The sequence below is a fragment of the Pantoea sp. Taur genome, from assembly GCF_009830025.1.
Lineage (GTDB): Bacteria > Pseudomonadota > Gammaproteobacteria > Enterobacterales > Enterobacteriaceae > Pantoea > Pantoea communis.
Genome location: NZ_SZZZ01000005.1, coordinates 281,204 through 308,176, shown reverse-complemented (window position 1 = coordinate 308,176; position 26,973 = coordinate 281,204). Strand labels below are relative to the sequence as shown.

At 52.3% G+C, this 26,973-nt stretch carries 23 protein-coding genes, 1 tRNA gene and 1 pseudogene; 12 read left to right on the top strand and 13 right to left on the bottom strand.

Features of this window, described 5'->3' with window-relative positions; translation table 11 throughout:
• Positions 1–281, top strand: a pseudogene (locus FD744_RS25565) (IS4 family transposase); the annotation flags it as partial.
• A 222-nt stretch (positions 282–503) separates the two neighbouring features.
• On the top strand, positions 504–1,679 hold the full coding sequence (locus tag FD744_RS10145; protein ID WP_160868149.1) for a GGDEF domain-containing protein: 1,176 nt from the start codon (positions 504–506) through the stop codon (positions 1,677–1,679).
• Here the strand turns inward: FD744_RS10145 and ychH are convergent.
• Positions 1,676–1,951: a stress-induced protein YchH gene (ychH, locus tag FD744_RS10140; RefSeq protein WP_034824286.1), complete on the bottom strand. Its 276-nt coding sequence runs from the start codon at positions 1,949–1,951 to the stop codon at positions 1,676–1,678. The genes FD744_RS10145 and ychH overlap by 4 nt on opposite strands.
• 259 nt (positions 1,952–2,210) lie before the next feature.
• Between ychH and pth the strand changes: the two genes are divergently transcribed.
• The 4 genes from pth (at position 2,211) to FD744_RS10120 (ending at position 6,440) form a co-directional block, all read left to right on the top strand.
• Positions 2,211–2,798, top strand: coding sequence for an aminoacyl-tRNA hydrolase (gene pth, locus FD744_RS10135; protein ID WP_034824288.1), 588 nt, complete (start codon positions 2,211–2,213; stop codon positions 2,796–2,798).
• Between the two features lie 111 nt (positions 2,799–2,909).
• Positions 2,910–4,001 carry a redox-regulated ATPase YchF gene (gene ychF / locus FD744_RS10130; protein ID WP_034824290.1) on the top strand — a complete coding sequence of 364 codons (1,092 nt, stop codon included), beginning with the start codon at positions 2,910–2,912 and terminating at the stop codon, positions 3,999–4,001.
• A 405-nt stretch (positions 4,002–4,406) separates the two neighbouring features.
• A complete protein-coding gene (locus FD744_RS10125; protein WP_058960220.1) occupies positions 4,407–5,384 on the top strand; it encodes a DUF1852 domain-containing protein in 978 nt (325 codons plus the stop codon).
• A 27-nt stretch (positions 5,385–5,411) separates the two neighbouring features.
• Complete coding sequence (locus FD744_RS10120; protein WP_097116825.1) at positions 5,412–6,440, top strand: methionine synthase; 1,029 nt, start codon at positions 5,412–5,414, stop codon at positions 6,438–6,440.
• Positions 6,441–6,546: 106 nt separating this feature from the next.
• On the opposite strand, the gene FD744_RS10115 is transcribed toward FD744_RS10120, so the two are convergent.
• The 5 genes from FD744_RS10115 to FD744_RS10095 all read right to left on the bottom strand — a co-directional run bounded on the left by FD744_RS10115 (position 6,547) and on the right by FD744_RS10095 (position 11,609).
• A complete protein-coding gene (locus tag FD744_RS10115; RefSeq protein WP_160868148.1) occupies positions 6,547–7,965 on the bottom strand; it encodes a 6-phospho-beta-glucosidase in 1,419 nt (472 codons plus the stop codon).
• A gap of 202 nt (positions 7,966–8,167) precedes the next feature.
• Positions 8,168–9,601 carry a 6-phospho-beta-glucosidase gene (locus FD744_RS10110; RefSeq protein WP_160868147.1) on the bottom strand — a complete coding sequence of 478 codons (1,434 nt, stop codon included), beginning with the start codon at positions 9,599–9,601 and terminating at the stop codon, positions 8,168–8,170.
• A 30-nt stretch (positions 9,602–9,631) separates the two neighbouring features.
• Positions 9,632–9,964: a PTS lactose/cellobiose transporter subunit IIA gene (locus tag FD744_RS10105; RefSeq protein ID WP_160832839.1), complete on the bottom strand. Its 333-nt coding sequence runs from the start codon at positions 9,962–9,964 to the stop codon at positions 9,632–9,634.
• Between the two features lie 8 nt (positions 9,965–9,972).
• Complete coding sequence (locus tag FD744_RS10100) at positions 9,973–11,289, bottom strand: PTS sugar transporter subunit IIC (protein WP_160868146.1); 1,317 nt, start codon at positions 11,287–11,289, stop codon at positions 9,973–9,975.
• Positions 11,289–11,609 (bottom strand): PTS sugar transporter subunit IIB, encoded by a 321-nt coding sequence (locus FD744_RS10095; protein WP_160868145.1) that lies wholly within the window; start codon positions 11,607–11,609, stop codon positions 11,289–11,291. Before FD744_RS10095 ends, FD744_RS10100 begins: the two co-directional genes overlap by 1 nt.
• A gap of 294 nt (positions 11,610–11,903) precedes the next feature.
• On the opposite strand from FD744_RS10095, the gene FD744_RS10090 reads away from it, so the two are divergent.
• The 3 genes from FD744_RS10090 (at position 11,904) to gap (ending at position 15,044) form a co-directional block, all read left to right on the top strand.
• Positions 11,904–12,926, top strand: coding sequence for a LacI family DNA-binding transcriptional regulator (locus FD744_RS10090; protein WP_160868144.1), 1,023 nt, complete (start codon positions 11,904–11,906; stop codon positions 12,924–12,926).
• A gap of 51 nt (positions 12,927–12,977) precedes the next feature.
• Positions 12,978–13,955 (top strand): GlxA family transcriptional regulator, encoded by a 978-nt coding sequence (locus FD744_RS10085; RefSeq protein WP_160868143.1) that lies wholly within the window; start codon positions 12,978–12,980, stop codon positions 13,953–13,955.
• 78 nt (positions 13,956–14,033) lie between these two features.
• Positions 14,034–15,044, top strand: coding sequence for a type I glyceraldehyde-3-phosphate dehydrogenase (gene gap / locus FD744_RS10080; protein ID WP_160868153.1), 1,011 nt, complete (start codon positions 14,034–14,036; stop codon positions 15,042–15,044).
• A gap of 66 nt (positions 15,045–15,110) precedes the next feature.
• On the opposite strand, the gene phoA is transcribed toward gap, so the two are convergent.
• Positions 15,111–16,517, bottom strand: a complete 1,407-nt coding sequence (gene phoA, locus FD744_RS10075; protein WP_160868142.1) for an alkaline phosphatase — start codon at positions 16,515–16,517, stop codon at positions 15,111–15,113.
• Positions 16,518–16,762: 245 nt separating this feature from the next.
• On the opposite strand from phoA, the gene FD744_RS10070 reads away from it, so the two are divergent.
• A tRNA-Ser gene (locus FD744_RS10070) sits at positions 16,763–16,850 on the top strand.
• 64 nt (positions 16,851–16,914) lie between these two features.
• On the opposite strand, the gene FD744_RS10065 is transcribed toward FD744_RS10070, so the two are convergent.
• Positions 16,915–17,790 carry a LysR family transcriptional regulator gene (locus tag FD744_RS10065; protein WP_160868141.1) on the bottom strand — a complete coding sequence of 292 codons (876 nt, stop codon included), beginning with the start codon at positions 17,788–17,790 and terminating at the stop codon, positions 16,915–16,917.
• A gap of 93 nt (positions 17,791–17,883) precedes the next feature.
• Between FD744_RS10065 and FD744_RS10060 the strand changes: the two genes are divergently transcribed.
• The gene (locus tag FD744_RS10060; protein WP_160868140.1) at positions 17,884–18,897 is read left to right on the top strand and encodes a nitrilase family protein; all 1,014 of its coding nucleotides are present in this window, start codon (positions 17,884–17,886) and stop codon (positions 18,895–18,897) included.
• A 91-nt stretch (positions 18,898–18,988) separates the two neighbouring features.
• The gene (locus FD744_RS10055; protein ID WP_160868139.1) at positions 18,989–19,867 is read left to right on the top strand and encodes a hypothetical protein; all 879 of its coding nucleotides are present in this window, start codon (positions 18,989–18,991) and stop codon (positions 19,865–19,867) included.
• Between the two features lie 71 nt (positions 19,868–19,938).
• On the opposite strand, the gene phoH is transcribed toward FD744_RS10055, so the two are convergent.
• The 5 genes from phoH to putP form a co-directional block, all read right to left on the bottom strand.
• The gene (gene phoH, locus FD744_RS10050) at positions 19,939–20,727 is read right to left on the bottom strand and encodes a phosphate starvation-inducible protein PhoH (protein WP_034824330.1); all 789 of its coding nucleotides are present in this window, start codon (positions 20,725–20,727) and stop codon (positions 19,939–19,941) included.
• A gap of 574 nt (positions 20,728–21,301) precedes the next feature.
• Positions 21,302–22,582: an iron uptake transporter deferrochelatase/peroxidase subunit gene (efeB, locus tag FD744_RS10045; protein WP_160868138.1), complete on the bottom strand. Its 1,281-nt coding sequence runs from the start codon at positions 22,580–22,582 to the stop codon at positions 21,302–21,304.
• A gap of 2 nt (positions 22,583–22,584) precedes the next feature.
• On the bottom strand, positions 22,585–23,703 hold the full coding sequence (gene efeO, locus FD744_RS10040) for an iron uptake system protein EfeO (protein WP_097116813.1): 1,119 nt from the start codon (positions 23,701–23,703) through the stop codon (positions 22,585–22,587).
• Between the two features lie 54 nt (positions 23,704–23,757).
• The gene (efeU, locus tag FD744_RS10035) at positions 23,758–24,591 is read right to left on the bottom strand and encodes an iron uptake transporter permease EfeU (RefSeq protein ID WP_160868137.1); all 834 of its coding nucleotides are present in this window, start codon (positions 24,589–24,591) and stop codon (positions 23,758–23,760) included.
• A 525-nt stretch (positions 24,592–25,116) separates the two neighbouring features.
• Complete coding sequence (putP, locus tag FD744_RS10030) at positions 25,117–26,601, bottom strand: sodium/proline symporter PutP (RefSeq protein ID WP_097116811.1); 1,485 nt, start codon at positions 26,599–26,601, stop codon at positions 25,117–25,119.
• Between the last annotated feature and the right edge of the window lie 372 nt (positions 26,602–26,973).

Here is a 26,973-nt window from a genome sequence, read left to right as displayed (position 1 = left end):
ACAATCTGGTGAGATATCAGATGATAAGAATGGCCTCAACGCTGAAGGGATACTGGCCTAACCAGCTCAGCTTCAGGGAATCGACAGCGTGGGTGATGAAACTGCTCTGGACACTTGAAGGCGCTTCGCCTGGGCGTATCCCGGAACTGGTAAAGGACGTAAGTTCGATAGCAGAGATGGTCAGACTACCGGGACGACGGGAGCGCTCGTTCCCAAGGGTGGTGAAAGAGAGACCCTATAAATATCCGACAGCCAGAAGAAAAAATGCCAGTCAGGCTTAACTGACTGGCATTAGGCCCCGCGCCCGGTTTTTTATTCCCAACAATCCGCTTCATTTACCGATTAAGCCGCTCTCGCTACAGATATTTTCGCGATAAATTTCGTTAAAACTCGCTATTCTCCCTGCCTTACACTCTTTTCATTCGACACGCGATGCTGCACTTTAGCGGGCCATTGATTAGTGGTATTTTTCTCCACACTTTTTTCTGAGAACTCCGACCACTATGACTCTCGACATTTACACACTATTTGTTTGCGAGCTCTATGTGCTGGGTTTTTTGAGCATTATTTTGGTGTTCGCCTGGGTGGGTGCGCAGTACGATCGCGTGCTGGGGTTCACTACGCTGGCGCTCACATTAACCCTGACAGCGGTGTTTCTCAGCAGCCTGCGCAGTGCTGGTTTTGTTTTTCTTCCCATCGCTGTCGGCAACGTGGTGATGATGCTGGCCTATGGTAATCTGCTGAACGCTTTTCGAGCATTCTGCAATAAACCTCTCGGATTCAGCTGGTTAGCGGCTGCATTGTTATGGGCCATTCTCTGCACGTTCCCGCAGTTTTACGCCAGCCAACCTAAACGCGTTTTAGTCATATGTCTGCTTTGCATTATTTACACCGGTGCCCTGATTCGCCTGTTGTGGCAATCGCGCGATGCACTGCAGGTGACCTTTTGGCCGGCGCAGATGTTGCTGTGGATCCATCTGCTGTTTCACGTGGCGCGCATTTTCCTGGATGACGCCATCGCTACGCCGGTGCGCGGCGCGATAGCCGGTTCCAGTTTTTCGGTGTACGTGATTCTAGAATCCATTCTGTTTGTGATTGGCCTGACGTTTACCATTCTGGCGATGGTCAATGAGCGCACGCAAATAGCTCACAAACGAGCCTCGCTTCACGATCCCCTGACCAGCGTCTGGAATCGTCGCGCCCTGTTCGAGCAAGCCGGCAGATTAGTGGTGCGTAACACGCGAAATCCCCAACCGCTGGTTTACACCGCTGTGCTGTTTGATCTCGACCATTTCAAAGGCATCAACGATCGTTACGGCCATCTGCAAGGTGACCGCGTATTAATCGATTTTTGTCAGGTGGTGCAGGCGTTGCTGCCCGCAGAAGCTCATTTTGCCCGTCTGGGCGGTGAAGAGTTTGCGGCGATTCTGCCGGGCAATAGCGAGGATGCAGAACGGGTGTGTGAGCGTATCCGTCTGGCGACACAGCTGTCGCAGCCCAACGACGTCTGCTATACCGTGAGTATTGGCTATGCTACCGCTAACCATCGCGATCACACCTTCCCGATTTTACTCGGCCTGGCGGACGAAGCGTTATACCGTGCAAAAGCCAGTGGCCGTAACCGCGTCGAACGTTATTTTGTGCAGTTACAGCCGGTGCAGGAAGCCGCTCTCTCTTAATGTGAAGAGTGATTGCGGCGGCAGCGTTTGTCACCGTAATGGCGTAACCAAAAGTAGCGGTCTTCGACACGCTCACGTCCGCTGACACGTGCCCCCACCAGCCACAGCAGTGCCCCGACAAAGATGCTGAACATGGCACCATGTGCGAGGAACTGCGGCAGATTTAACGCAGGCAGCTGATTAATAATGGAATAGCCGACGCCTAATACCATCGTCAGTAAACCTAAACACATCAGGCCATTACCTAAATAGCGGCATTGTTGACGTTTCATGATTCACCTCCATCCTTATGAAAAAGCAAAACAGCACGTATGGTTAACTTGTCATAAGTTTAGGCAATGACTGCCGGTTAAGTTGCGTACAGGATCACACATCCTTCACAATCTCTGACATTTCTTTACGGCCAGAGGCTTGATTTCGATAGAAATTGATAAGTCACGCAGAGGTATCATCTGTACTCAGCACCCTTTGTCATCGCCGCTTGCAGGCAGTAAACTATCGCCCTTTCCGCAGCAAGACAGGATAAACATCGTGAGCAGCATTAAACTGATTGTGGGGCTGGCCAATCCCGGCGCTGAATACGCCGCAACGCGCCATAACGCAGGTGCCTGGTATGTGGATTTGCTGGCCGACCGGAACAATCAGTCATTGAAAGAGGAGCCGAAATTCTACGGCTACACTGCACGCCTGTCTCTGGCGGGTGAAGATGTCCGTTTGCTGGTGCCCACTACTTTTATGAACCTGAGTGGCAAAGCGGTTGCGGCAATGGCGACCTTTTATCGCATCGCACCAGAAGAGATCTTAGTGGCACACGATGAACTGGATCTGCCTCCTGGCATCGCCAAATTCAAACAGGGCGGTGGTCATGGCGGGCATAACGGTCTCAAAGACATCATCAGTAAGCTGGGCAATAACAATAATTTCCATCGCCTGCGGGTTGGCATCGGTCATCCCGGCGATCGCAATAAGGTTACCGGCTTCGTGTTAGGCAAACCGCCTGCCAGCGAGCAAAAACTGATTGACGATGCCGTGGATGAAGCGGTGCGCTGCACAGAGCTGTGGCTGAAAGAAGACAAAATCAAGGCGATGAACCGCCTGCACGCGTTCAAGGCTGGCTAAGCCCAATTCCCGCGCCGCAGAAGGCAATTCTGTGTATAATGCGCGAAATTTTTTGAATCTGTCGGCGCTGCCAGCCAGTGCCGTACACTCAGTGAGAAAGGTAATCAGACCATGGGATTTAAATGCGGTATTGTGGGCCTGCCGAACGTCGGTAAATCCACCCTGTTCAACGCGCTGACCAAAGCGGGTATCGAAGCAGCCAACTTTCCGTTCTGCACCATCGAGCCTAACACCGGTGTGGTGCCAATGCCCGATCTGCGCCTCGATCAGCTGAGCGAAATCGTTAAGCCACAGCGTGTTGTGCCGACCACCATGGAATTCGTCGATATCGCCGGTCTGGTGAAAGGCGCATCCAAAGGTGAAGGCCTCGGTAACCAGTTCCTGACCAACATCCGTGAAACCGAAGCTATCGGCCACGTGGTGCGTTGCTTCGAGAACGACAATATTATTCACGTTTCCGGCAAAGTGAACCCGGCGGAAGATATTGACGTTATCAACACTGAGCTGGCGCTGTCCGATCTGGATACCTGTGAACGTGCCATTCAGCGTTGTCAGAAGAAAGCCAAAGGCGGCGACAAAGATGCTAAAGCTGAGCTGGCTGCATTAGAGAAGTGCCTGCCGCACCTGTCCGAAGCGGGCATGTTACGCGCTCTGAAACTGGATGCAGACGAGAAAGCGGCCATTCGCTACCTGAGCTTCCTGACCCTGAAGCCCACCATGTACATCGCTAACGTGAACGAGGACGGTTTTGAAAACAACCCGTACCTTGATCAGGTGCGTGCGATTGCAGAAGCCGAAGGTTCAGTGGTGGTGCCGGTATGTGCAGCCGTTGAATCCGACATCGCAGAGCTGGATGACGAAGAGCGTGACGAGTTCATGGCAGAGCTGGGTCTGGAAGAGCCGGGTCTGAACCGCGTGATCCGTGCAGGTTATGCCCTGCTCAACCTGCAAACTTACTTCACCGCTGGCGTGAAAGAAGTACGTGCATGGACCATCCCAGTGGGCGCGACCGCGCCACAGGCTGCCGGTAAAATTCATACCGACTTCGAGAAAGGCTTTATCCGTGCGCAGACCATCGCGTTTGATGACTTTGTCACCTACAAAGGTGAGCAAGGCGCGAAAGAAGCCGGCAAGATGCGTTCAGAAGGTAAAGAGTACATCGTGAAAGATGGTGACGTGATGAACTTCCTGTTCAACGTCTAATCTTCAAGTCGATGATTTGACCCTGTTGAATTAAATTCAGCCAAAAAATCCACGCCTGGCGTGGATTTTTTATTTCCCATTAGGTAAATTCTTGCGCGTCGCCTCCGGGCATATTAGCCATCACATCGCTTTTATCGCTGGCCTAACAAACATTCAACGCCCGCTTTTCCGCAAAAAATCCCCCTTCTGACCACCCTGCTTCAGAGTGTGAACCCGATCATGAAATTGGCTCATGCAGCTTTGAAGTTTAATCACTTTCAATCACCGAGTGACTCTGGCATAAAATTCGCATTGTTATTGACTTAAGACAATGTGAAATCTACCGCAGGTGATAGGCCGCAGTATCAGGTCTACCCGCCTAAAGCCGGAAAGGTTTTGCAGCTGAAATCAGGATACCCGAGCATCATGAGCAACGATTTTGCATTTTCAATTAAGAGCAGCGTTTTCGATGAGAACTACAATCCATCTGAAAATACGCGCATCACCACGAACTTTGCTAACCTGGCGCGTGGAACCCATCGCCAGCAGAATTTGCGCAATGCCTTAATGATGATGAACAACCGTTTCAACTCTCTGGCGCACGCGGACAACCCAAAAGGCGATCGTTATGCCGTTGAGCTGGAAATCATTTCTGCGGAAATTGATATTGAAGGCAATGGCAAAACCTTCCCGGTGATCGAAATCCTGAAAACCAATATTGTTGATCGCAAAACTCAGCAGCGTACCGATGGCATCGTAGGCAATAACTTCTCGTCTTACGTGCGTGATTACGATTTTAGCGTGCGTCTGCTGGCGGCCAATAACAATAACTCCGGTTTCAGCCTGCCGGAAGGTTTCGGTGATCTGCACGGCAACATCTTTAAAAGCTTCGTCAACTCGGCGGCTTATCAGGAGCGCTTTAATAAAAAGCCAGTGATCTGCCTGAGCGTATCAAGCAAGAACACCTATCACCGCACTGACTATCAGCATCCGGTATTGGGCTTTGAATATCAGCAAGATGAGCTGTCTCTCACCGACCATTACTTCGGCAAAATGGGATTGCAGGCGCGCTACTTCATGCCTGAAAACAGCGTCGCGCCATTAGCTTTCTATTTCACCGGTGACTTGCTGAATGATTACACGGATCTGGAACTGATCGGCACCATCAGCACCATGGAGACGTTCCAGAAGATTTACCGCCCGGAAATTTACAATGCCAACTCTGCCGCAGGCCAGTGCTATCAGCCAAGCCTGACACATGGCGACCATTCACTAACGCGCATTGTTTACGATCGAGAAGAACGCAGCCGGTTGGCAATTGAGCAGGGGAAGTATACGGAAGAGCACTTCATCAAACCCTATCAAGACATTCTTGAGCAGTGGTCTGCACATTACGTTCTTTGATTAAGCCAAAATAAAAGGTTATTGATTATGAAATTGTTATTGCCTACTTCAACGGCAGGAAGCTTACCGAAACCGGCCTGGCTTGCTCAACCTGAAACGCTGTGGTCGCCATGGAAATTGCAGGGTGATGAATTAGCCGAGGGCAAAAGAGATGCCCTGCTGTTATCCCTGCAGGATCAGCAATTAGCGGGTATTGATATCGTCAGTGATGGCGAGCAAACGCGCCAGCACTTCGTCACCACCTTTATTGAGCATCTCAGCGGCGTTGATTTTGAAAAGCGTGAGATTGTGAAAATTCGCAATCGCTATGACGCCAGCGTGCCGAGCGTGATCGGTGAAGTCGTACGTAAAAAACCAGTGTTTGTTGAAGATGCTAAATTCCTGCGCCAGCAAACCAAACAACAGATCAAGTGGGCTCTGCCAGGCCCAATGACCATGATCGATACGCTTTATGATGGTCACTACAAAAGCCGTGAAAAACTCGCCTGGGAATTTGCCAAAATTCTTAACCAGGAAGCCAAAGAGTTAGAAGCAGCCGGTGTTGATATTATTCAGTTTGATGAACCCGCATTTAACGTGTTCTTCGATGAAGTAAACGACTGGGGCATTGCCGCACTGGAAAGAGCGGTTGAAGGTCTGAAGTGCGAAACCGCCGTGCACATTTGCTATGGCTACGGCATTAAAGCGAATACCGACTGGAAAAAGACGCTTGGCACTGAGTGGCGTCAGTACGAAGAAGTGTTCCCTAAACTGCAAAAGTCTTCTATCGATATCATTTCACTGGAAGCGCAGAATTCGCGCGTGCCAATGGATCTGATTGAGCTGATTCGTGGCAAAAAAGTCATGGTCGGTGCCATTGATGTGGCGACCAACACCATTGAGACTGCGGAAGAAGTCGCTGATACCTTGCGTAAAGCACTGCAGTTTGTCGACGCCGATAAGCTTTATCCTTCTACTAACTGCGGTATGACGCCACTGTCGCGCCGCGTTGCCAGAGGTAAGCTGGAAGCCTTGAGCGCGGGTGCAGCTATCGTACGTAACGAACTCACCGCGTAATGCTGATCCACTCACCGCCCCACAGGATGGTGAGTGCTTTTCTCGGTGCTCAGCGATGTTCAAACGGGCACCGTCTTCAGTCTCCTGCCTTCCTGATAAAACCTCATCACGCCTTCTGCGCGTGCGCTTGCCTGTCGGCCAGTAACTGATCGACGAAGGTAACGATCTCCGGTTTGGTCTGCTCAATCTCGGCAATTTTGCTGGCGAACTTCGGCAAATATTCTTTATGGGCATACAACAATTGATCCAGCACTTTTATCGCCGTGTCGCCCGCCGGAATCAGCGGATTAATGGTGAAAGCGTGTAATGCCGCACCGTAATCTCCGCTAACGGCGGCTTCAATCACCGTTTCCTCCATCGCTTTCATTAACTGAATCATGCCACGCGCCGCCGGCGGTAACGCTCCCCAACGCAGCGGTTCTGCGCCATGAGAAGTGATGGCGGCAGTGACCTCCACCACGCAATCAAACGGTAAATCTGCAATCGCGCCATTATTGCGCGTGGAGACCACCATCAACTTACCGCTGTTATTCTGGATGGAGGCAATGAGATCGCAGGCCGCGTCGCTGTAATGCGCCCCGCCCCGCTGACTTAACTCTTCAGGCTTGTAGTTAAGGTTCACGTCTTTATATAACTCGAACAGCCGCGCTTCGGTTTTCTTCACCACTTCCGCACGGGTTTCATAGTGATCGAACTCTTCGATGGCATGGGCCAGCATCGGTTCCTGCAAATAGTAATAGCGATGGTAACCGCAGGGCAGCAGGCCAAGATGTTTTACCTGATCGTAGTTAAAAGGAATCTGATGAATATTTTTCAGCCCTTCATCGCTTTTTTCCTGCTGGTCTGGGGAATAGATTTTATCAATCAGTTCGGCGGTGCGTTCATTGCCCTGCTGATCCCAGACGCGATGCCAGTGGAAATGATTGAGCCCGGCAAACTTGAAATAGAGATCTTTCTCTTCCGCACCGAGCACGCTGCAAGCCTGAGTGATATGACCAAACGGCACATTACACAGGCCGACCGTTTTTTCCCACTTGCCATATTTAATCGCCGCTTCTGTCACCATGCCTGCCGGATTGGTGAAATCCACCAACCAGGCGTTGGGGCACAATTGACGCATATCCTCGATAATATCGAGAATCACCGGAACCGTGCGAAACGCTTTAAATATCCCGCCCGGGCCGTTAGTTTCCTGCCCCAGTAAACCATTGGCTAACGGAATCACTTCGTCTTTTAAGCGCGTATCCAGCAACCCCACGCGGAACTGGGTGGTCACGTAATCCGCATCCTTTAACGCTTCCTTGCGATCAAGAGAAAGATGCACCTGCCAGTCGAGTTTGGCAGCCGCGATCATGCGTTTTGCCATACTGCCAACGATTTCCATCTTCTCTGCGCCGTCCTCAATATCGACCAGCCACAACTCGGCAATCGGTAACTGCTCCTGACGCAGGATAAGTCCTTCAATCAACTCAGGCGTATAGCTGGAACCCCCACCGATAGTGACAATCTTGATCTTATTTGGCATAGGATATAACTCCGTTTGGTTGCAATCAGGTGAGTTAAAAGCGCCGTTTCAGGCAGCATTGCGCCTCACCGCATGGATGATATTTTTCCTGGCTCAGGTTTATGTTATTTATTCAGCCTGCCTGCGCAGGCTGGAAAGGATATTCACTGCCGAAGAGATGACAACTCTGATTTACCCGGGCTTCCTGCCCGGGCAATCCGAATTAAAGCGCTTCACCTTGTGAGGCGATGACCTTTTTATACCAGGCAAAACTCTTTTTCTTCGAGCGCGAAAAATCGCCGGTTTGATCGTCATTACGGTTGACGTAAATAAAGCCGTAGCGTTTGCTGTATTGGCCGGTGCCAAAAGAGACACAGTCGAGACAGCCCCAGGGCGTGAAGCCCATTAATTCCACGCCATCTTCCAGTACGGCTTTTTTCATTTGCTTGATGTGTTCACGCAGGTAGGCAATACGATAGTCATCATTGACCTCGCCGTTGGCCTCACGTTGATCGACGGCGCCAAACCCATTTTCCACAATAAACAGCGGCTTCTGATAACGCTCATACAGCGCATTTAGTGTGTAGCGCAGACCGACGGGATCGATCTGCCATCCCCAATCTGACGCCTGCACATGCGGATTTTTTCGGCTGCCGGGGAATGCTTCGAGTGCGCTGTCCATGCGGGTCGCGCTGGCATACTCCACGGCGTTACTCATGTAATAGCTAAAGCCGAGATAGTCGGTGCAGCCTTCTCGCAGCGTTTGTGCATCTTCCGGCGCCATCTCAATGTGAAATCCGCGCAGTTCCCACTCTTTCAAAATGTACGAAGGATAGGCACCGCGCATGTGCACATCGCCAAACAGATAACGTTCCTGCATCGACTTTTGCGCATACATTACGTCATCAGGATGGCATGACCACGGATACAGCGGCACCATCGCCAGCATGCAACCGATCTTGAATTCAGGATTGATTTGATGCCCCAGCTTCACCACTTTGGCACTGGCCACAAACTGATGATGCAGTACCTGATACATCACCTCTTCCGGCTTCTCATGATCGGTGAAAATCACGCCTGAGTTGCTGTAGCCGAACAGCGGTCGGCGCCAGTTACGCTGGTTGTTGATCTCGTTAAAGGTCATCCAGTATTTCACTTTGCCTTTGTAGCGCTTCATCACCACTTCGCTATAGCGCACAAAGAGATCGATCAATTCACGATTCAGCCAGCCGCCATATTGCTGCACCAGATGCAATGGCATCTCGAAGTGCGACAGCGTAATCACCGGTTCGATGCCATATTTGAGCAGTTCATCAAACATGTCGTCGTAGAACTGCAGACCCGCTTCGTTAGGTTGTTGCTCGTCACCTTTCGGGAAGATGCGTGTCCAGGCAATCGAGGTACGAAAACATTTAAAACCCATCTCGGCAAACAACGCGATATCGTCTTTGTAGTGATGATAAAAATCGGTGGCCTGATGATTGGGGTAGTGTTTCCCCTCGACAATGCCATCGGTAATTTCACGTTCAACACCATGCGCTCCGCCCGTCAACACATCGACGATGCTCTGCCCTTTACCGCCTTCGTTCCATCCACCTTCAACCTGATGCGCGGCAACGGCGCCGCCCCATAAAAAATCAGCCGGTAACTGAGACATAATCCATCCTTTCATGTGATTAACTGCGTCTTACTGCAAGTGGGTTTTCGATAACTCCTGCACCTGACGATGCAGATAGATCAGCTCTTCAACTAAATCGCGGCACAGCATGGCGTTCATCAGATGATCCTGCGCATGCACCATAATCAGGTTGACCGGAATTTTGCCGCAGCCTTCATCCGCACCGATTAACGCGGTTTGAATTTTGTGGGCTTCGCGCGCGGCATCTCGTGCACTTGCCAGCAACGCATCGGCTTCCTGCCAGTTGTGTTTTCGGGCCGCTTGCAGTGCCTGCATCGATGATGAACGGGCTTCCCCGGCATGAATGATCAGCTCCATCACCGTGCTTTCCATTTCCTGCATCTCTTGCATTACTTCATCTCCTCAGCCAGTTGTTCCTGCGCCATCTCTTCTTCCTGCGCAAGCAGTTGGCGTTCATACATTTTGAAGAACGGGTAATAAATCAGCGTGGATAAACAAATCAGGAACGCGACTAACACCACTGCGCGCCAGTCCCAGCCGGTTGACCAGGCGGCACCAATCGGTCCCGGCGTGGTCCAGGGGGCCAGCGAAATGACGTGGTTGATCAGGTTGGTACGGGTGGCGGTCCAGGCGATAACCGCGTTGATCAACGGCGTGGTGATAAAGGGAATAAACAGCAGCGGATTCATCACCACTGGTGAACCGAAAATAATCGGCTCATTGATGTTAAACATACCGGGTACAAAGCCGAGGCGGCCGATGGCGCGCAGATGCGCGGAGCGGCTGCGCAGATAGAGAATCACCAGACCCATGGTGGCGCCCGATCCGCCTACGGTGATGAAAAATTGCCAGAACGGCTCGATGAAGATCTTGGGAATCTCTTGCCCGGCATTTAACGCTTCCTGGTTCAGCCCCAGATTACTCAGCCAGAATGCCTGCAGGATGCCGCCGACAATCGCCGCGCCGTGAATGCCGGCAAACCACAGCAAATGACATAGCAATACGGCGATGAGCACCGCAGGCAGTGAATCGGCTGCTGAGATAATTGGCGCAAACACTGACATGATGGCCTGAGGAATCAACAGGCCAAAGTGGCTTTCCATAAACAGGTTCAGCGGGTAGAGCGTGAGGAAAACCACCATGATGGGGATCAGCAGGTCAAAGGACTGACGAATCTTCGGCGGCACCTGTTCCGGCAGTTTGAAACCAATGTTGTACTTCACCAGCCAGTGCATCACTTCCGTGCAGTACAGGCTGATCAGGATGGCGGTGAATATCCCTTCTCCACCCAGCGAAGCGACAGACAATGCGCCGTTCTTTTCCGGTGCAGCCACCACCAAAAAAGTCATCAGCGACAGCAGCGCCGCCATCAGGCCATTCAGTTTGTAGCTTTGCGCCAGGTTATAGGCAATCGCGCCGGTGATGAACACCGCCATGATGCCCATCGTCATGTTGTAGGGCATCATCAGCTGGTCGTTGTACTGTTTCACCATGCCCAGCCACCACTGGGCGAAACCCCATTGGCTGTCCTGACTGAAAGGAGGATGTGAGAACAGCAGCATGAATGAGCCGACAATCAGGAACGGCATCGAGGCAATAAATCCGTCCTTGATCGCCACCACATGCCGTTGCGATGAGAGTCGCGCAGCAATCGGACTGATGCGGTTTTCAATCACACCAAATAAGGAGTCAGCCAGTGTACTCATCATGCCCCCTTATTAGCATCAGTCAGGGCGAGCGCCGACTTCAGGATCTTTTCGCCATTTAACATGCCGTAATCCATGGTGTTAATGACGGTGACCGGTTTGTGATACTCCTGTGCCTGACGTTCGAAATCTGCCAGCTTATATTTGATCTGCGGGCCTAGCAGACAACAGTCATACTCGGCGATTTTTTCACTGAACTCTTCCATGCCAACGGCATCAATTTTGGCTTCTAAACCCAGCTGCGTAGCGGCTTTCTGCATTCTTTGTACGACCATGCTGGTTGACATACCTGCGGAACAACACAATAGAATTTTCACCATGACACCCTCCGTTTTTTTTAAATAATTACGCGCCGAGAATCGTTTCTGCAACCGGTTACAGATTCAATTTGTTCTTTTTGTGATCCATAACTCAAACCGTTAACCCTTATTTAAAGAGTGAAAATATGATTAATCTGAGACCGGTTTCATATTATTTTTATGTTAGCCTTTTAAATATGTGATGAAATCGGATGATAATGAGAAAAAACGTTATCGGTTAGAAGAGCCTCACTCTGCAGTTTTCAGATTGAGCTTTTGCGCTACAATGCGCGAGAACGCTGAGAAGGAAGATAAATGACGACAATGCTTGATGTCGCAAAACGCGCAGGTGTGTCAAAAGCCACGGTGTCACGGGTGCTGGCTGGCCATGCTTATGTGTCTAAAACGGTGCGGGATCGGGTGATGCTGGCCATAGATGAGATGGATTACCGTCCTAACCTGCTGGCACGAAGTCTTGCGACCAACCGTTCGCACAGTATTGGTCTGATGGTGCCCAACACGCTTTACAATGGTCCCTTTTTTACCGAGCTGTTATTCCAGGCCGCGACCATGACGGAAAAACTCGGTTCACAACTGGTGCTGGGCGATGGTAAACACAATGCGCAGCAAGAGCGTGAAGCCATAAACTTTTTAATCGATAGCTATTGCGATGCCGTGATCATCTATCCGCGCTATTTAAGCGTGGAAGATATTGATGCCCTTATTCCTGGTATGAGTAAGCCGTTAATCGTGTTAAACCGCCGTTTGAAGCAGCATCCGCAATATTCGGTGTGTGCTGACCACGAAAATGACACCCTCAACGCGGTAAATCATTTAATTGCTCAGGGCCACCGCGAGATCGCTTTTATCAAAGGGATGGGTAGCTCTCACACCGGATTAAGTCGCCTGAAAGGCTATATTTCATCGTTGATGGAAAATGGCATTGAATACGATGAAAACCTGATGCTGGATGGCTGCTGGACCAGCGCCAGTGGGCAACTGGCGGTTGAAGCACTGTTGCGTCGTAAAGTCAGATTTTCCGCGATTGTCGCCAGCAATGATGATATGGCGATTGGCGCCGCTTGCGCCTTGCACAACGCGGGTTTGCGCATCCCGCATGACGTCTCCTTGCTGGGCTTTGATGATATCCCGGTTGCGCCCTATCTCTTGCCGGCGTTAACCACGGTGCATGTTCCGGTTGCTGAGATGGTGTCGAGCGCATTAACGCAACTGTCTAAAATGCTGGATGGCGAAAGCGTGACGGCGCAGCCACTGATGCCGGGCCGACTGGTGCTGCGTAATTCGATCACCCAGGGACCGTATTACCAGCAAAAATAACGACGCCGTGCGATAATCTGGCTTAATTTGCCACGATGAGCATTTTACGCCATGAAGCATTTCCTCGTTATTGTTCCCGATGGCGGCATGCTGTTTGAAGCCGCCGGTATTGCCGACATCCTGATGCACGCCAACCTGCACCTGCCGGTCGGCGTTGATCAGCCACGTTATCGTGTCAGTATCGCCACCACGCAGCCGCATCAGGTGATCCATGGTCAGTCGGGCCTCAACCTGCTGGCTGACCTGAAGCTGGCCGAATTAGATCCCCGCGCCGCCTGGGACACCATCATGATTACCGGACGCGGTGACAGCGTTGAAGAAGGCAATATGGTGGTGGATTTCATCAGGCTGGCGGCTCCGCAGGCTCGGCGTGTGGTATCAATTTGTGGTGGCGCGATGCTGCTCGCCGAAGCCGGTTTGCTCGACGGACGCCGCGCCACGTCACACTGGCGCCTGCTGGAAACCCTGCAAACCCGCTTTCCCCGCGTCCAGGTGGAAGGTGGCCCGTTGTTCATCCAGGATGGCCCAATCTGGACGTCCGGTGGCGTGAGTTCCGGCTTTGATCTCACGCTGGCGCTGGTTGAAGAGGATTTTGGCTTCAGCGTGGCACGCGATATCGCTCAGGATATGGTGATGTATTTGCGTCGCCCCGGCGGACAGATGCAGTTCAGCCGCTACCAGCTACAACAAACCAGCACCGGCCCGATCCACGATCTGCAAAGCTGGATACGCGCCAACCTGGCGAAAGATCTGTCGGTTGAGAAATTGGCCGAACGTGTCGCCATGAGTCCACGCAATTTCACCCGCGTATTCACCCGTGAAACCGGTGCGTCACCGGCGCGCTATGTCGCAGAAGCGCGACTGGCCGCCGCACGAGAACTGTTGGAACAGAGCCGCGCGACGCTGGAACGCATCGCCCTTGACACCGGATTTGGCAGCAGCATCAATTTGCGCCGCAGTTTTGAGCGCCAGCTGCATCTCACTCCGGGTGAATATCGCCAACGCTTTCACTGCCGCAAAATGGCGTAAAGTGATCCTTTTTTGTCGTTTACGCCAATCACACATCGTCCTACATTGACTGCAACCACTTCGGATAAGGAGTCAATGATGATTAAGATTGGCATTAACGGCTTTGGCCGTATCGGACGTAACGTGTTCCGCGCCGCACTCGGCAGCAACGATATTGAGATTGTGGCGATTAACGATCTCACCGACAGCAAAACGCTGGCGCATCTGCTTAAACACGATTCACTGCTGGGCAGACTTCCTGCAGAGGTTGAGGCCGGTGAAGGTGAGCTGCGCATCGATGGTAAGCCGGTGCGGGTGTTCAGCGAACGCGACCCGGCCAATATCCGCTGGCGTGACGTGGGTGTTGATATTGTGATTGAAGCTACTGGCTTCTTCACCGAGCGCGAGAAAGCGGCAGTGCATATCACGCACGGCGGCGCAAAAAGAGTGATTATCTCCGCTCCTGGTAAAAACGATGATTTGACGATTGTGCTGGGCGTGAACGACCAGCGTTACGATCCCCAGCAGCATTTCGTGGTGAGTAACGGCAGTTGCACGACCAACGGCCTCGCGCCAGCCGCGCAAGTATTGCATCAGGCATTCGGCATTGAACATGGCCTGATGAATACCACCCATGCTTATACCAATAGTCAGGTGCTGCACGATCAGCCGGAGAAAGATCTGCGCGGTGCACGTGCCGCCGCCCTGTCGATTGTGCCTTACTCCAGCGGTGCGGCTAAAGCGCTGGGCCGTGTTATTCCCGAGTTGGATGGACGTTTGACGGGCTATTCATTGCGCGTGCCGGTGCCAGTGGTGTCGATTGTGGATCTCACCGTGACGCTGAAGCGTGATGTGACGGCAGAAGAAGTGAACAATGCATTTAAGGCTGCCGCCGCTGAGGGTCCATTAAAAGGCATTCTGGGATACAGCGATGAGCCACTGGTCTCCAGCGATTATCAGGGCGATCCGCGTTCATCGATCATTGATGGGCTCTCTACCCTGGTGATTGGCGGCAACCTGGTGAAAATCCTCGCCTGGTACGATAACGAGTGGGGATTCTCAAATCGTCTGGTGGATTTAGCGCGCTTAATGGCGCAGCGCGGATTGTAATTCGCACCAATCTGCAGCCCAAAAAATCCCCGCTGATGCGGGGATTCTCGTTGCTGCCGGGAGTGATTACTTGATGCCCATTGCATCCTTCAGCGTAAAGAACAAGTCAGTCTGATCGGTCAGGCCCACCACGTTAGCCGCATAAGGACCATAGGCCGCGATGCGCAGCTGTGTGCCGGTATGTCCCTGAGAATCCTCTTCAGAGTTACCGTAGCTGATGGTCATGACCGCACCATCTTTGGTGTTCACCGCCTGGGTCAGGCCTGGGGCTTTGCTGCCATTTTCAATAATCTGGCTGCTATGCGCATGGTCTGCCGTCACTACCACCAGCGTGTCACCGTGTTCACGTGCAAAGGCCAGCGCCTGCTGCACGGCCTCATCCAGATCCACCGTTTCGCCAATCTGGCCGCACGGGTTCGCCGCGTGATCCTGTTTATCAATTGACGCGCCTTCCACCTGCAGGAAGAAACCTTTCTCATTGGTGCTCAGCAGATCAATCGCCTTTTTGGTCATCTGCGCCAATGTTGGTGTTGATGCCGGGCGATCTTTATTCACTTCACAGGTCACCGCCGGTTTATCGATATTGCCGTGATAGCTGGCTTTTGGTCCCTGCCAGCGAACCGGCATATTGCCATCGGAGAACAGCCCGAGCACCGGCTTCGTCTGATCGGCCTGTTTAATTGCATTCATGCCATCAAGGTTATCGACCAGCTGGAAGCCCAGTGCCTGAGCCTGCTCGCGCAGGGTTTTACCCTGATATTCACCCGCTTTGGCGCTTTCAGAGAACGATTTCGCCCCGCCGCCAAGGGTGACATCTGGACGGGTTTTCAGCATCTGCTCGCTGATGGACCCTTTACCGCCCTGCTCCAGCGCATTGGTGGGACACAGCTCGCTGGTTTTCTCCGGGCCATAACATTTACGCGACGTGACATGCGCCATTAAAGCGGCGGGCGTGGCATCCTGCAATTCTGCAGTCGAGACGTTACCGGTGGCTTTCCCAGCGGCTTTCGCCAACTCCAGAATGGTGACCTGATCCTTGCCATTAACGTCTACGCCGATGGCGCCGTTATAAGATTTGGTGCCCGTCGCCCAGGCGGTCGCGGAGGCAGCCGAATCGGTCACGTAATTCGGTTTGTGAGTTTTCTTGTCTAACGAGTAGTGGGTGTACTGACCGGTTAACGGCAGCGCATCAATGCCTGGGAAGAAACCACCCGCGCCCATCGCCTGATTTCGTGCGGCGGTGATTTCCGAATCGCCCATGCCATCGCCGATCAATAAGATGACGTTTTTGGCCGTGGTATTAACGAGTGAGGCTTTCAGCGCTTCCGTCTGGTCGCTGCTGAGGCGGCGCGCGCCACCATGTTCGGTGATATCACCGGTGGCGGCGCGGCTATACGTTGTTGAATCTGCGACAGCTGACGTCGCGATGAGTGAAGCCAGCAGAGAAACTGTGAAAAGAGGTATGTGTTTCATTTATAAGCATCCTTATCAGTAAATATAACCAAATGTTTCCGCAGACAAGTCTGCGACAGTCTGGTGACACTTTTGTGGCAGAGAGGGAATAATTTGATGACAGAACACGCAGTTCGGCGAGAGATGCAGCAAGCTGCACAGAGCTTAAGCGGATAGAACAAAAGGAGAAAATAGGGCTTGACCGTATTCAGGTAACTCCCTATAGTAGCGCCCCGTTGACCCAGTGCGGTTGGCAGAAAAAATGTGGTGAGATGTCCGAGTGGCTGAAGGAGCACGCCTGGAAAGTGTGTATACGGCAACGTATCGGGGGTTCGAATCCCCCTCTCACCGCCATCATTTTGAAGAAGAGCCTGAACGAAAGTTCAGGCTTTTTTTTGTCTTCAATTCAGCCACATCGTTAATTTATCTGGCCATCTTCCATTACCATCGCTAAAAACTTGTCTCTTAGCGGGTCCTTAATATGACCATTCCGCGCCAAACCGGTGTGCCATTGGGTATGCTCGCCTTCCAGAGGCAATAGTGTGACGCCTACCGGCAGGATGTGTTTCACACTCGCCGGCAGTAACGCCACACCATCACCAGCGGCCACCAGCGCCAGTAACGTCTGAATATCATCAGCAGCCGACACCGTGCGCGGCGTGAGGTTTCTTGCGGTCAGGAATTGATCGGCCTGCGTAGTGAGCCCTTCGCCCCGCTGAGGTGCCAACTGTAAGAGTTGATGATTTTCAATAACCTGCGTTGTTTCTAAGTGACTCAATAATTGTTCAGCGGCTACCGCCAGCACTAATTGTTCCGTATCCAGACTGTGACTTTGCAGTGGTTCAGGCACGGGTAAGCGCACAAATCCCACCTGCAGTCGTCCTTCAGCAAGCCGTTGGGTCTGAACCGCCGAAGGCATATCGTTGAGCGAGACCTGTACGCCGGGATAACGAACGCGAAAGGCAGCGACACGTTTGGCAGCAAAAAGATAAGAAGAGATGCCAAAACCCAGAGTGAGTTTTCCTGAATCCCCTCTTTGGATTGCCGTCACGTCAGCGAAAAAATCCGCATAGCGTTCCACCGCCTCGCTGGCAGCTGTTAACAACTGATCTCCCGCCACCGTTAACCGTGCGCCATGCCGGCCGCGCTGGAATAACGTCACACCAGAAAGGTGCTCCAGTGTCTGGATCTGTTTCGAAAGTGCGGGCTGGGTGATGCAGAGCTTATTGGCCGCCGAGTGGTAGGTGCCTTCTTGCGCCAGCGTCACAAACGCGCGTAACAATTTAATATCCATTCCAATCGGTTATCAAAGTGGGAGAAGTTGTGATTATACACGGTGGATTTCCCTCTGGTGAAATAGCGACCTACTTCCTTTTGGAGAATCACCATGGAACATTCACTTCGCGTTGCCACCGTTCAGTTTTGCCATCGCGCCAGCGACAAAGCTTACAATCTTTCCGTGATGGAGCGCTTTATCGCGCAGGCCGCACAAGAAGAAGTCAAAATATTAGCCTTTCCTGAAATGTGCATCACGGGTTACTGGCATGTGCCAGATCTGCCCATTGCAGAGGTCGAAGCCCTGGCCGAGCGCACGCAAGACAGCCCGTCACTGGCGCGTATCGCGAGCCTGGCGGAAAAGCATCAGATGGCGATCGGCGCCGGCTACATCGAAAAGCATGATAATGGACTGCTCTACAATGCCTATGCGGTCTGCAGGCCGGATGGCAAACGCCATGTACATCGTAAGATCCATGCTTTCGAACATGCGGGCATCGCCCAGGGAAATGAATTCACCGTGTTTGACACGCCATGGGGGGTGAAAGTCGGGATTCTAATTTGCTGGGACAATAATTTAACCGATAACGTCCGCATTACCGCGCTGATGGGAGCCGATATTCTGATTGCCCCGCATCAGACAGGTGGCACTCATTCACGCAGTCCCTTTGGTATGAAACCCATTCCGGTGAGCCTGTGGGAAAACCGAGAAAGCGATCCCAGCGCACTGGAAATCGCTCTGGCTAGCGACAGCGGTCGAGGCTGGTTGATGCGCTGGCTGCCTTCGCGTGCGCACGATAACGGTCTTTTCGTCCTGTTCAGTAATGGCGTCGGATTAGACAACGGCGAAATACGAACCGGCAATGCGATGGTGATTGATCCCTATGGCCGCATCGTCAACGAAACCACTTCCTTCAGGGATACGCTGGTGAGTGCCGACCTGGATCTCTCGTTACTGGCGATGTCTACCGGACGCCGCTGGATCCATGGTCGTCGCCCGGAGCTTTATCAACTCCTGTGTGAACCTCAGGGCTATGAGCGTGATGCACGTACTGCACGGTTCTCCGAAGATGTTCCTGTGTTCGATCACATAATGGCGCGTAAAACACTTTTGGATAAAAAATAACGCAGCATGAGGAGTAAACCTTTCGCGTTTTATGAATACCGACACTGAAGACGCCTGGGGAAGTTAATACTAATATAGGGAAAAACAATAAATGAAGGGATTTATGCATCATGGCATTTTTATCTGCGCCATGACATTCACCTCGTTAGCTGAAGCGGTAATAGAAATTCCGTTTAAATTCGATGAGAGTGCAGTACCGATTGCAACACTGAATATTAATGGTCAGGATGGCGAGTTCATGCTGGATACCGGCTCCGCATTTGCTTTCCATTTTGATCAGTCATTTATACGACAGGTGCCCTGGTTAAAACTCCTAAAGGAGAAAGTGCGCACCACCGATCTGACCGGCGAAGTGTTCCTGCATGATAAATTCATGTTCCACCATGTTTACGTCAATGGTATGAACTTTGAGAATGTTGAAGGGATTTCCCTGGTTCCATGGAGGCTGACGCTGCAGCCTGACGGCAAACGTCCGGAAAGTATGGTTATCGGATTGGGGCTATTCCGGCAGAAAGCCCTGCTCATCGATTATCAGCATCGCCTTTTTTCCGTGGCTGATCGGCTGGACGATTTCAATATCGATCGTCAGCAATGGTTAACGCTGCCGTTAACCTTAACCCATGAGGGTATTATCATTGAGGCAATGAAAAATAATGAAACCTTTAATATGCTGCTGGATACCGGTGCATCACACTCAATGCTGTGGAGTAAACGTTTAAATAGAACAGAGAACGTTTATCCCTGCAAAGAAGTCATCGACGAATTGGATTATGAAGGCTGCCGGGCGACTCAAATAAATATCAAAAACGCGACATCCGGGGAAATAGATATCGATGTCGTGCTATTAGATGATGTTGACTCGCGAATGGCAGCGGAGGGTTTATTAGGCACCGATTTCTTACAGCACCATCGTGTTCTGATCGATTTTCCTAACCAGCAGTTATTCATGCGCGCCATTGAACCAGGCTGAGCAGCAATAAAAAAACCCGGCTTGCGCCGGGTTTTGCTTCGCTACACTCTCAATCAACTACTACTCAATGGTTAACCGTAAGCCAGCAGCGTACGCTGGCAAAGTGCCGAACGGACGCAGTCGTTTTTGTCGAAACGCACCACACCAATCATCTCGTCTTCTTCGAAACGCGCCAGCGCATCAGCAAGACCGGATTTGACATGGGACGGCAAGTCACACTGGGTGATATCACCGTTGACGATAACCGTCACGTTCTCGCCTAAGCGTGTCAGGAACATCTTCATCTGTGCCGCAGTGACGTTTTGTGCCTCATCAAGGATCACTACCGCATTTTCAAACGTACGTCCGCGCATATATGCGAAGGGCGCAATCTCTACCTTGGCAATTTCAGGCCGCAGGCAGTACTGCATAAAGGAAGCGCCGAGACGTTTAACCAGAACGTCGTATACCGGTCGGAAATACGGGGCGAACTTCTCGGAAATATCCCCAGGAAGGAAACCGAGGTCTTCATCCGCCTGCAGAACCGGGCGCGTCACAATAATCCTTTCGATATCCTTATTGATCAGGGCCTCAGCCGCTTTGGCTGCGCTAATCCAGGTTTTACCGCAACCGGCTTCACCGGTGGCGAATATCAGCTGTTTCGTTTCTATGGCATTAAGATAGTGCGCCTGAGCTTCATTTCTGGCTTCAATCGGACCGCGATCGCGTGAATCACGCGCCATACCAATTGAGTCCAACCCACCCATCTGCACCAGCGAAGTGACCGATTCTTCTTCGCGCTGACGGTGACTGCGAGAATCACTACGAACGACTCTTCTTGCTTCACGACGCGCTTTGATCACTGCTTTCTGTCTTCCCATAGTGGCACCTTACAGTTGGTTTCATTTATCGCGGCGGATCACCCGCGGCGATGACTTGAACGCTTTAGAGGTTTGTTTGGCTTCCTTGTAAGCCGGGTCTGGCCATTGAAAATAGTGTGCAACAACGACGAAGCGCTGAAGCGCACCGGTAGAGAATTGGCGTTAGTTCGGAAACGATAATTGAAAAGTGAAGAGGATACTTTGGAGGGAAGAAATCCCCCGCAGTGTACTGCGCTAGCTGAAGTGTATTTAACTGTCCATAGAAGGACCGGGTCATGCGCGAACTCCAGTGGACTTAGCCACACAACTGACAACGCTTATGAGTAAAGTGCATCATATTAACCATGCTTTGCAACAGTATTTTTACGTCACGACAAAGAAAAACAGATAAGCGAAGCATGAGAATTTTCGTCTTAAATTAAATTATCTCGCATTTTCAGTGGGATGGATTATTTGACGTGCGACGAACTTTTTCGGAACATTCGGAAGTGGAAGCGACCAGGGGAAAGTTTACGGTCGGTGAAAAAAGCGCCAGCGCAACCTTATCGCTGTGCTGGCACGGTGCGTTTATTAATCAGGCCTGCAGTAAAGGCTGGCCAAGGTAATGTTTTTCGTCAGGGACGCCGGGCAAAACGAAAAAGTATCCGCCGCCAATCGGACGAATATATTCTTCCAGCGCTTCGCCATTGAGACGTTTTTGCACGGTGATAAAGCCTTTGGCTAAATCATGCTGATAGCAAACGAACAAGAGTCCCATATCTAGCTGCCCCGAACCGGTAATCCCTGAGGAGTAACTGTAACCCCGGCGCAGCATTAAACTGCTGTCGGTTTCCGGCGTGCGTGGGTTAGCGAGACGGATATGCGCATCCAGCGCGATGACATCGCCATCCGGGTCTTTGCTGTAATCCGGCACGTCATGCTCCTCTTTCATGCCCAGCGGCGCGCCGGAAAGTTTCTCACGACCGAATATCGTTTGCTGTTCACCCAGTGGAGTGCGATCCCACATTTCAACGTGGAAACGAATGATACGCACCGCCTGATAACTGCCGCCCTGCGTCCATGCGGGTTCTTGTTGATTTGCAGTGACCCACAGCAACTGATCCATCAACGCAGGATTATGCGTGTCAGGGTTAGCGGTGCCATCTTTGAAGCCCAGCAGATTGATCGGCGTTTCCTTGCCGTGACTGCGTGCAGCGTGGTCGGCGATAAAGCCGTCGCGCCGCCAGCGCACGGCCAGCAGATCGGGCGTGTACTTAATGATGTCGCGCAGTGCGTGTATCACCGTATCTTGCGTATTGGCGCAGATTTGCAGCAGCAGATCGCCGTGACACTGATCGGCATCCAGCGAATCGTTGGGGAAGCGCGTCATGCTTTGCAGTTGCGTCGGTTTGTGTGCACTCAAACCAAAGCGCTCATCAAACAACGAGGTGCCCACGGACAGCGTCATGGTGAGATTATCGGGTGCGATATCGGCGCCAAGAATGCCGGAATCCATTGGCGGCAGCTGCGGGTTGGTGACAACTGGCGCGGCGCCTCCTTTGGTCAGGAAAGCGAAGCGCTCGGTCAACAAACGGAACAAGCGCTCCAGATCGGTTTTATCGCTGGCTAAGACGTCAAAAGCCACCAGCATCATTGAGGCTTGCTGCGGGGTAATGATGCCAGCCTGGTGAGTGCCGTAGAAAGGTTGCGCCTGCTGGCGCGCATCGGGTGCAACCGTGCCAGGAGAGAAGCTGTCAGCCGCGGCTGCCGTATGGAACGGACAACCGCCACTCAGGGCGGCCGCGCCGCCCAACATACCTAACCCCTGCAATAAACGACGACGCGACAGCTCTGCCGCGTCATTTTTATGGCTCATGATTAGTCGAGACCTAAAGTTCCGCGCAGCAGGGAGAGATCTTCCGCCAGTGTGGTGATCGGCCCTTTCAGCGCATTGCGGTCAGCGGTAGTCAGTTTCTCATAAGATTCGAAACCGTCTTTGGTGCGGTATTTGCTGAGGATGCTGTCGACTTTCTTAAAGTTAGCATCGACTTTCGCCAGCAGCTGCGGGTTAGCTTTTTGCAGCTGTGGACGCAGCAGGTCAACGATTTTCTGTGCACCGTCGATATTGGCCTGGAAGTCAGACAGGTCGGTACGGCTGTAGCGATCTTCTTCACCGGAGATTTTGCTGGCTGCCACTTCTTCGATCAAACCTGCTGCGCCACCGACCACTTTCGCCGGAGGGAAGGCCAGTTCACTGATGCGGGTCTGCAGATCCAGCACGTCCTGATTCAGCTTAGTCGCAAACTCTTCTGCACCTTTGGTGGTTTTGTCGGCCCACAGGATTTTTTCGATGCGGTGGAAACCGGTGAATTTCGGATCATCCGCTTTTTTCTCGAAGTCATCTTCACGGGCATCAATGCTGCTGTCCAGATCGGAGAACAGTTCTGCAATCGGTTCGATACGCTCGTAGTGCGCACGGGTCGGTGCGTACAGCGCTTTGGCTTTTTCCAGGTCGCCCGCTTTAACCGCATCGGTGAAGGCCTGGGTGCCCGCCACCAGCTCTTTGACTTCGCTCATCACGTAAGTTTTGTAGTCCGTGATTGGGCCGGCCAGCTGCATGATGTCGGTTTTGCCTTTGGCTGCCGTTTTCGACTCACCTGACACCACCAGTTTGCCTTTCGGGTTGGTCAGCAAGCCACAGGTCATGTCATATTCGCCTGCTTCGAGGTTCGCAGTCAGTTTCTGGCTAAAGCCCGGCGCGATGTTTTCACGCTCTTCTACCACCATCACCCCTTTCAGGATTTCCCACTCCAGCGCTTTCTGGCTGTTGTTTTTGATGATGAACTGGGTTTTACCCGCCTGCACATTGAGTGACATCGGCTCACACTGTTTGTCAGTGACGGTAACCGTGACTTGCGGGATGGATGCAGCAGATGCAGCGCCTGAGAGAGCCAGCATTGAAACCAACAGCGCCTTACGGCGGAAGCGAATCGTCATAGTGATATCCCTGTTACATGGAAGAACAGGCGCGCAATCGCGCCTGATTTAATTTCAGCGTGTGGTGCGCGCAGCACTGGCCGTTGGGCGCGCCGGGAAGAAGAACAGCAGCAGCGCCGGAATCAGGTAGGTAAGCCAGGCCGCCACTTCACTGAGGCTTGGCGTTTCCTGATAGCCGAGAATGCCTTCCAGCAGCGTACCGACCACCGAGTGGGTGGAGAGCGTGTTGCTGAGATCGAAAGCAATGTCCTGGAAGTGGTTCCACAGACCTGCCTCATGGAAGGCACGAATCGCTCCTGCTGCCAGGCCTGCCGCAACAAAGAGGATGAATAAGCTGGTCCAGCGGAAGAAGCTCGCCAGGTTGAGGCGGATGCCGCCGTAGTAGAGCAGCATGCCCAAAACAATCGCCGTTAATAAGCCCAGCACCGCGCCAATCGGCGGCGCGTAGCCAACATCCTGGGTGAAAGCCGCCAGCAGGAAGAAGACGGATTCGAGACCTTCACGCGCCACGGCCAGAAAGACCATGAGAACCAGCGGGAAGCCACCGCCGCCCTGTTTTTGCAATGCCTGGTCCACCGAGCGTTCCAGTGTGGCTTTGATATTGCGCGAGACTTTGCGCATCCAGAAGACCATGGACGTGAGGATGACCACCGCGACGACCGCGACGATGCCTTCAAACAGTTCTTGTTGTTTTTGCGGAAATTCGCCGGTGGTTTCATTGATGAAGATGCCAAGGCCTAAGCAGAGTGCCGCGGCAATGAAGACACCCGCCCACATCGCGGGGAACCACTGTGTACGCTGGGTGCGTTTCAGGTAGCTGGCAATCAGGCTGACGATGAGAGCTGCTTCAAGACCTTCACGCAGCATAATGAGAAACGGTACGAACATCACCAACCTCTTGATTGTTAAGGAGGGTAAACCTTAGGTAAAAATACGTAAAGTGCAAACGATATCGATTATCATTATCGCGGGTAAAATTACAAGTCACTGAATGAAATTATTTCTCATTTGCGGGCTGTAATACGGATTCTATGAAAATGGGTGATGAGGATTTCAGCGATCGGATAAATATTCAGTGCTGGGGTGTGGCTGCAAGCTCAGTGCCGGGATATCGCTGCAGGTTCAGTGCCGGGTTTTCGCTGCACGTTCGGTGCAGAATTATCGCTTCAGGTTCAGTGCAGAGGTGTCGCTTTGAGTTCAGCGCATTGTCCACTAAAGGCCATCCCGATCGCGAAGAAACCACGCATCCCTGCAGATCGGCCGCGCCGTCCATGGCGCGGACGCTTCGCTCCTCGGCATGGCCTTTATTGGACGATTAACTATGTCATTGCTTTGAAAGGAATGCTGAAGCTGGTCGATTCCATAAAAAAAGCCCGCCGTTTGACGGGCGGGCTTAGTGTGTCAGAGACAGAATTACTTGGTGTTGTATTCAGCTTCAGCGGCGGCGAAGCGCGCTTGTGCTTCTTTTGATGGGCCTTTGCCGATCAGGCTGAACACCACAATCGCGATGCTGGCGAAGATGAAGCCAGGAATGATTTCATACAGTTCGGTGTAACCATACTGTTTCCACAGCAGCACCGTCAGTGCACCAATCACCATCCCGGCCAGCGCGCCATTGCGGGTCATACGTTTCCAGCATACGCCGAACAGAACAACCGGACCGAAGGCAGCACCAAAGCCCGCCCATGCATAGCTGACTAAGCCGAGCACACGGTTTTCCGGATTGGCCGCCAGCGCGATGGCGATCAACGCAATCAGCAGCACCATTAAACGCCCTACCCACACCAGCTCTTTCTGGCTGGCATTTTTACGCAGGAAGCCTTTGTAGAGGTCTTCTGTCAGGGCGCTTGAGCATACCAGCAGCTGGCAGCTTAAGGTGGACATCACCGCTGCCAGAATCGCAGACAGCAGGATGCCAGCAATCCACGGGTTAAACAGGATACGCGCCAGTTCAATGAACACGCGTTCGCCGTTCTGGCTTACGCCTGCCGCTTGTTCAGGGTGGTTCTGGAAGTAGGCGATACCGAAGAAGCCCACCGCCACGGCACCGGCCAGGCACAGGATCATCCAGGTCATGCCAATGCGACGTGCAGTGCGAATCGAGTGATGTGAATCCGCCGCCATAAAGCGCGCCAGGATATGCGGTTGTCCAAAGTAACCCAGGCCCCATCCGAGTAAGGAGATAACGGCAACAAAGTTGAGCCCTTTCAGCATGTCGAGGTTTTCAAGACTTTTTGCTTCGATCACCGCCAGTGAATCATCCAGGCCACCTACCGCGATAATCACAAACACCGGGGTGAGGATCAGCGCGAAGATCATCAGGCTGGCCTGCACGGTATCGGTCCAGCTCACCGCCAGGAATCCGCCCACCAGCGTATAAAGAATGGTGGCAGCAGCACCGGCCCACAGCGCAGTTTGGTAATCCATACCGAAGGTGCTTTCAAACAGACGTGCACCCGCAACCACGCCTGATGCGCAATAAATGGTGAAGAAGATGAGAATGACCACAGCGGAGATAACACGCAGCAGCTTGCTTTTGTCTTCGAAACGGCTGGAGAAGAAGTCCGGCAACGTTAAGGCATTATCGTGATGTTCGGTCTGCACGCGCAGGCGACCTGCCACAATTTTCCAGTTAAGCCAGGCACCGATGGTCAGGCCAATGGCGATCCAGCTTTCTGAAATGCCGGAAAGGAAGATGGCGCCGGGTAAGCCCATCAGCAACCAACCGCTCATATCTGATGCACCCGCTGACAGTGCGGTGACCACACTGCCTAAACTGCGTCCGCCCAGAATGTAGTCGTCAAAGTTTTTGGTCGAACGGTAGGCAATAAAGCCAATCAGCACCATTCCCAGGATATAAATTACAAAGGTCACCAACATCGGTGTACTCATACTCATACTCTCTCCACTTATTATTTAATCCGTTAAGAGAAATCTTTTTCCTGAGCCACCGGAACGGGACGGCATCAGGGCTTTACCGCATCCAGAGAAAGCGATTTCTCTTAAGGCGCGGTATCCTGCCGCAAAGGGGCGGCGCGCACAATGCATTTAACACAGCTGTCACAATGGTTTCACCTGACTTCGCTGATTTAATGCCAATAGGTTGCACACGCTCACACTTTGAGTTGCACCTTGCTCAACATGAGAGTGCTCTCGTTGAAGGGAGTTGCAACTTTGGCGAGCTTCTTGCAGCAAGTTTTGTGCCGTTTCTTCACATGACCGATTTTAAGTGTTGATAAACGTGCAACTTAGGTCACATTTAACATGGTT

Excerpts from the sequence above, each read along its gene's own strand:
- efeU (WP_160868137.1), bottom strand. The coding sequence starts at position 24,591 with ATGTTCGTACCGTTTCTCATTATGCTGCGTGAAGGTCTTGAAGCAGCT.
- FD744_RS10145 (WP_160868149.1), top strand. The coding sequence starts at position 504 with ATGACTCTCGACATTTACACACTATTTGTTTGCGAGCTCTATGTGCTG.
- FD744_RS10115 (WP_160868148.1), bottom strand. The coding sequence starts at position 7,965 with ATGCCAAATAAGATCAAGATTGTCACTATCGGTGGGGGTTCCAGCTAT.
- FD744_RS10095 (WP_160868145.1), bottom strand. The coding sequence starts at position 11,609 with ATGGTGAAAATTCTATTGTGTTGTTCCGCAGGTATGTCAACCAGCATG.
- efeB (WP_160868138.1), bottom strand. The coding sequence starts at position 22,582 with ATGAGCCATAAAAATGACGCGGCAGAGCTGTCGCGTCGTCGTTTATTG.
- FD744_RS10105 (WP_160832839.1), bottom strand. The coding sequence starts at position 9,964 with ATGCAGGAAATGGAAAGCACGGTGATGGAGCTGATCATTCATGCCGGG.
- FD744_RS10100 (WP_160868146.1), bottom strand. The coding sequence starts at position 11,289 with ATGAGTACACTGGCTGACTCCTTATTTGGTGTGATTGAAAACCGCATC.
- phoA (WP_160868142.1), bottom strand. The coding sequence starts at position 16,517 with ATGAAACACATACCTCTTTTCACAGTTTCTCTGCTGGCTTCACTCATC.
- FD744_RS10090 (WP_160868144.1), top strand. The coding sequence starts at position 11,904 with ATGACGACAATGCTTGATGTCGCAAAACGCGCAGGTGTGTCAAAAGCC.
- efeO (WP_097116813.1), bottom strand. The coding sequence starts at position 23,703 with ATGACGATTCGCTTCCGCCGTAAGGCGCTGTTGGTTTCAATGCTGGCT.
- FD744_RS10055 (WP_160868139.1), top strand. The coding sequence starts at position 18,989 with ATGAAGGGATTTATGCATCATGGCATTTTTATCTGCGCCATGACATTC.
- putP (WP_097116811.1), bottom strand. The coding sequence starts at position 26,601 with ATGAGTATGAGTACACCGATGTTGGTGACCTTTGTAATTTATATCCTG.
- gap (WP_160868153.1), top strand. The coding sequence starts at position 14,034 with ATGATTAAGATTGGCATTAACGGCTTTGGCCGTATCGGACGTAACGTG.
- FD744_RS10120 (WP_097116825.1), top strand. The coding sequence starts at position 5,412 with ATGAAATTGTTATTGCCTACTTCAACGGCAGGAAGCTTACCGAAACCG.
- FD744_RS10110 (WP_160868147.1), bottom strand. The coding sequence starts at position 9,601 with ATGTCTCAGTTACCGGCTGATTTTTTATGGGGCGGCGCCGTTGCCGCG.
- FD744_RS10060 (WP_160868140.1), top strand. The coding sequence starts at position 17,884 with ATGGAACATTCACTTCGCGTTGCCACCGTTCAGTTTTGCCATCGCGCC.
- ychH (WP_034824286.1), bottom strand. The coding sequence starts at position 1,951 with ATGAAACGTCAACAATGCCGCTATTTAGGTAATGGCCTGATGTGTTTA.
- ychF (WP_034824290.1), top strand. The coding sequence starts at position 2,910 with ATGGGATTTAAATGCGGTATTGTGGGCCTGCCGAACGTCGGTAAATCC.
- FD744_RS10065 (WP_160868141.1), bottom strand. The coding sequence starts at position 17,790 with ATGGATATTAAATTGTTACGCGCGTTTGTGACGCTGGCGCAAGAAGGC.
- FD744_RS10125 (WP_058960220.1), top strand. The coding sequence starts at position 4,407 with ATGAGCAACGATTTTGCATTTTCAATTAAGAGCAGCGTTTTCGATGAG.
- phoH (WP_034824330.1), bottom strand. The coding sequence starts at position 20,727 with ATGGGAAGACAGAAAGCAGTGATCAAAGCGCGTCGTGAAGCAAGAAGA.
- FD744_RS10085 (WP_160868143.1), top strand. The coding sequence starts at position 12,978 with ATGAAGCATTTCCTCGTTATTGTTCCCGATGGCGGCATGCTGTTTGAA.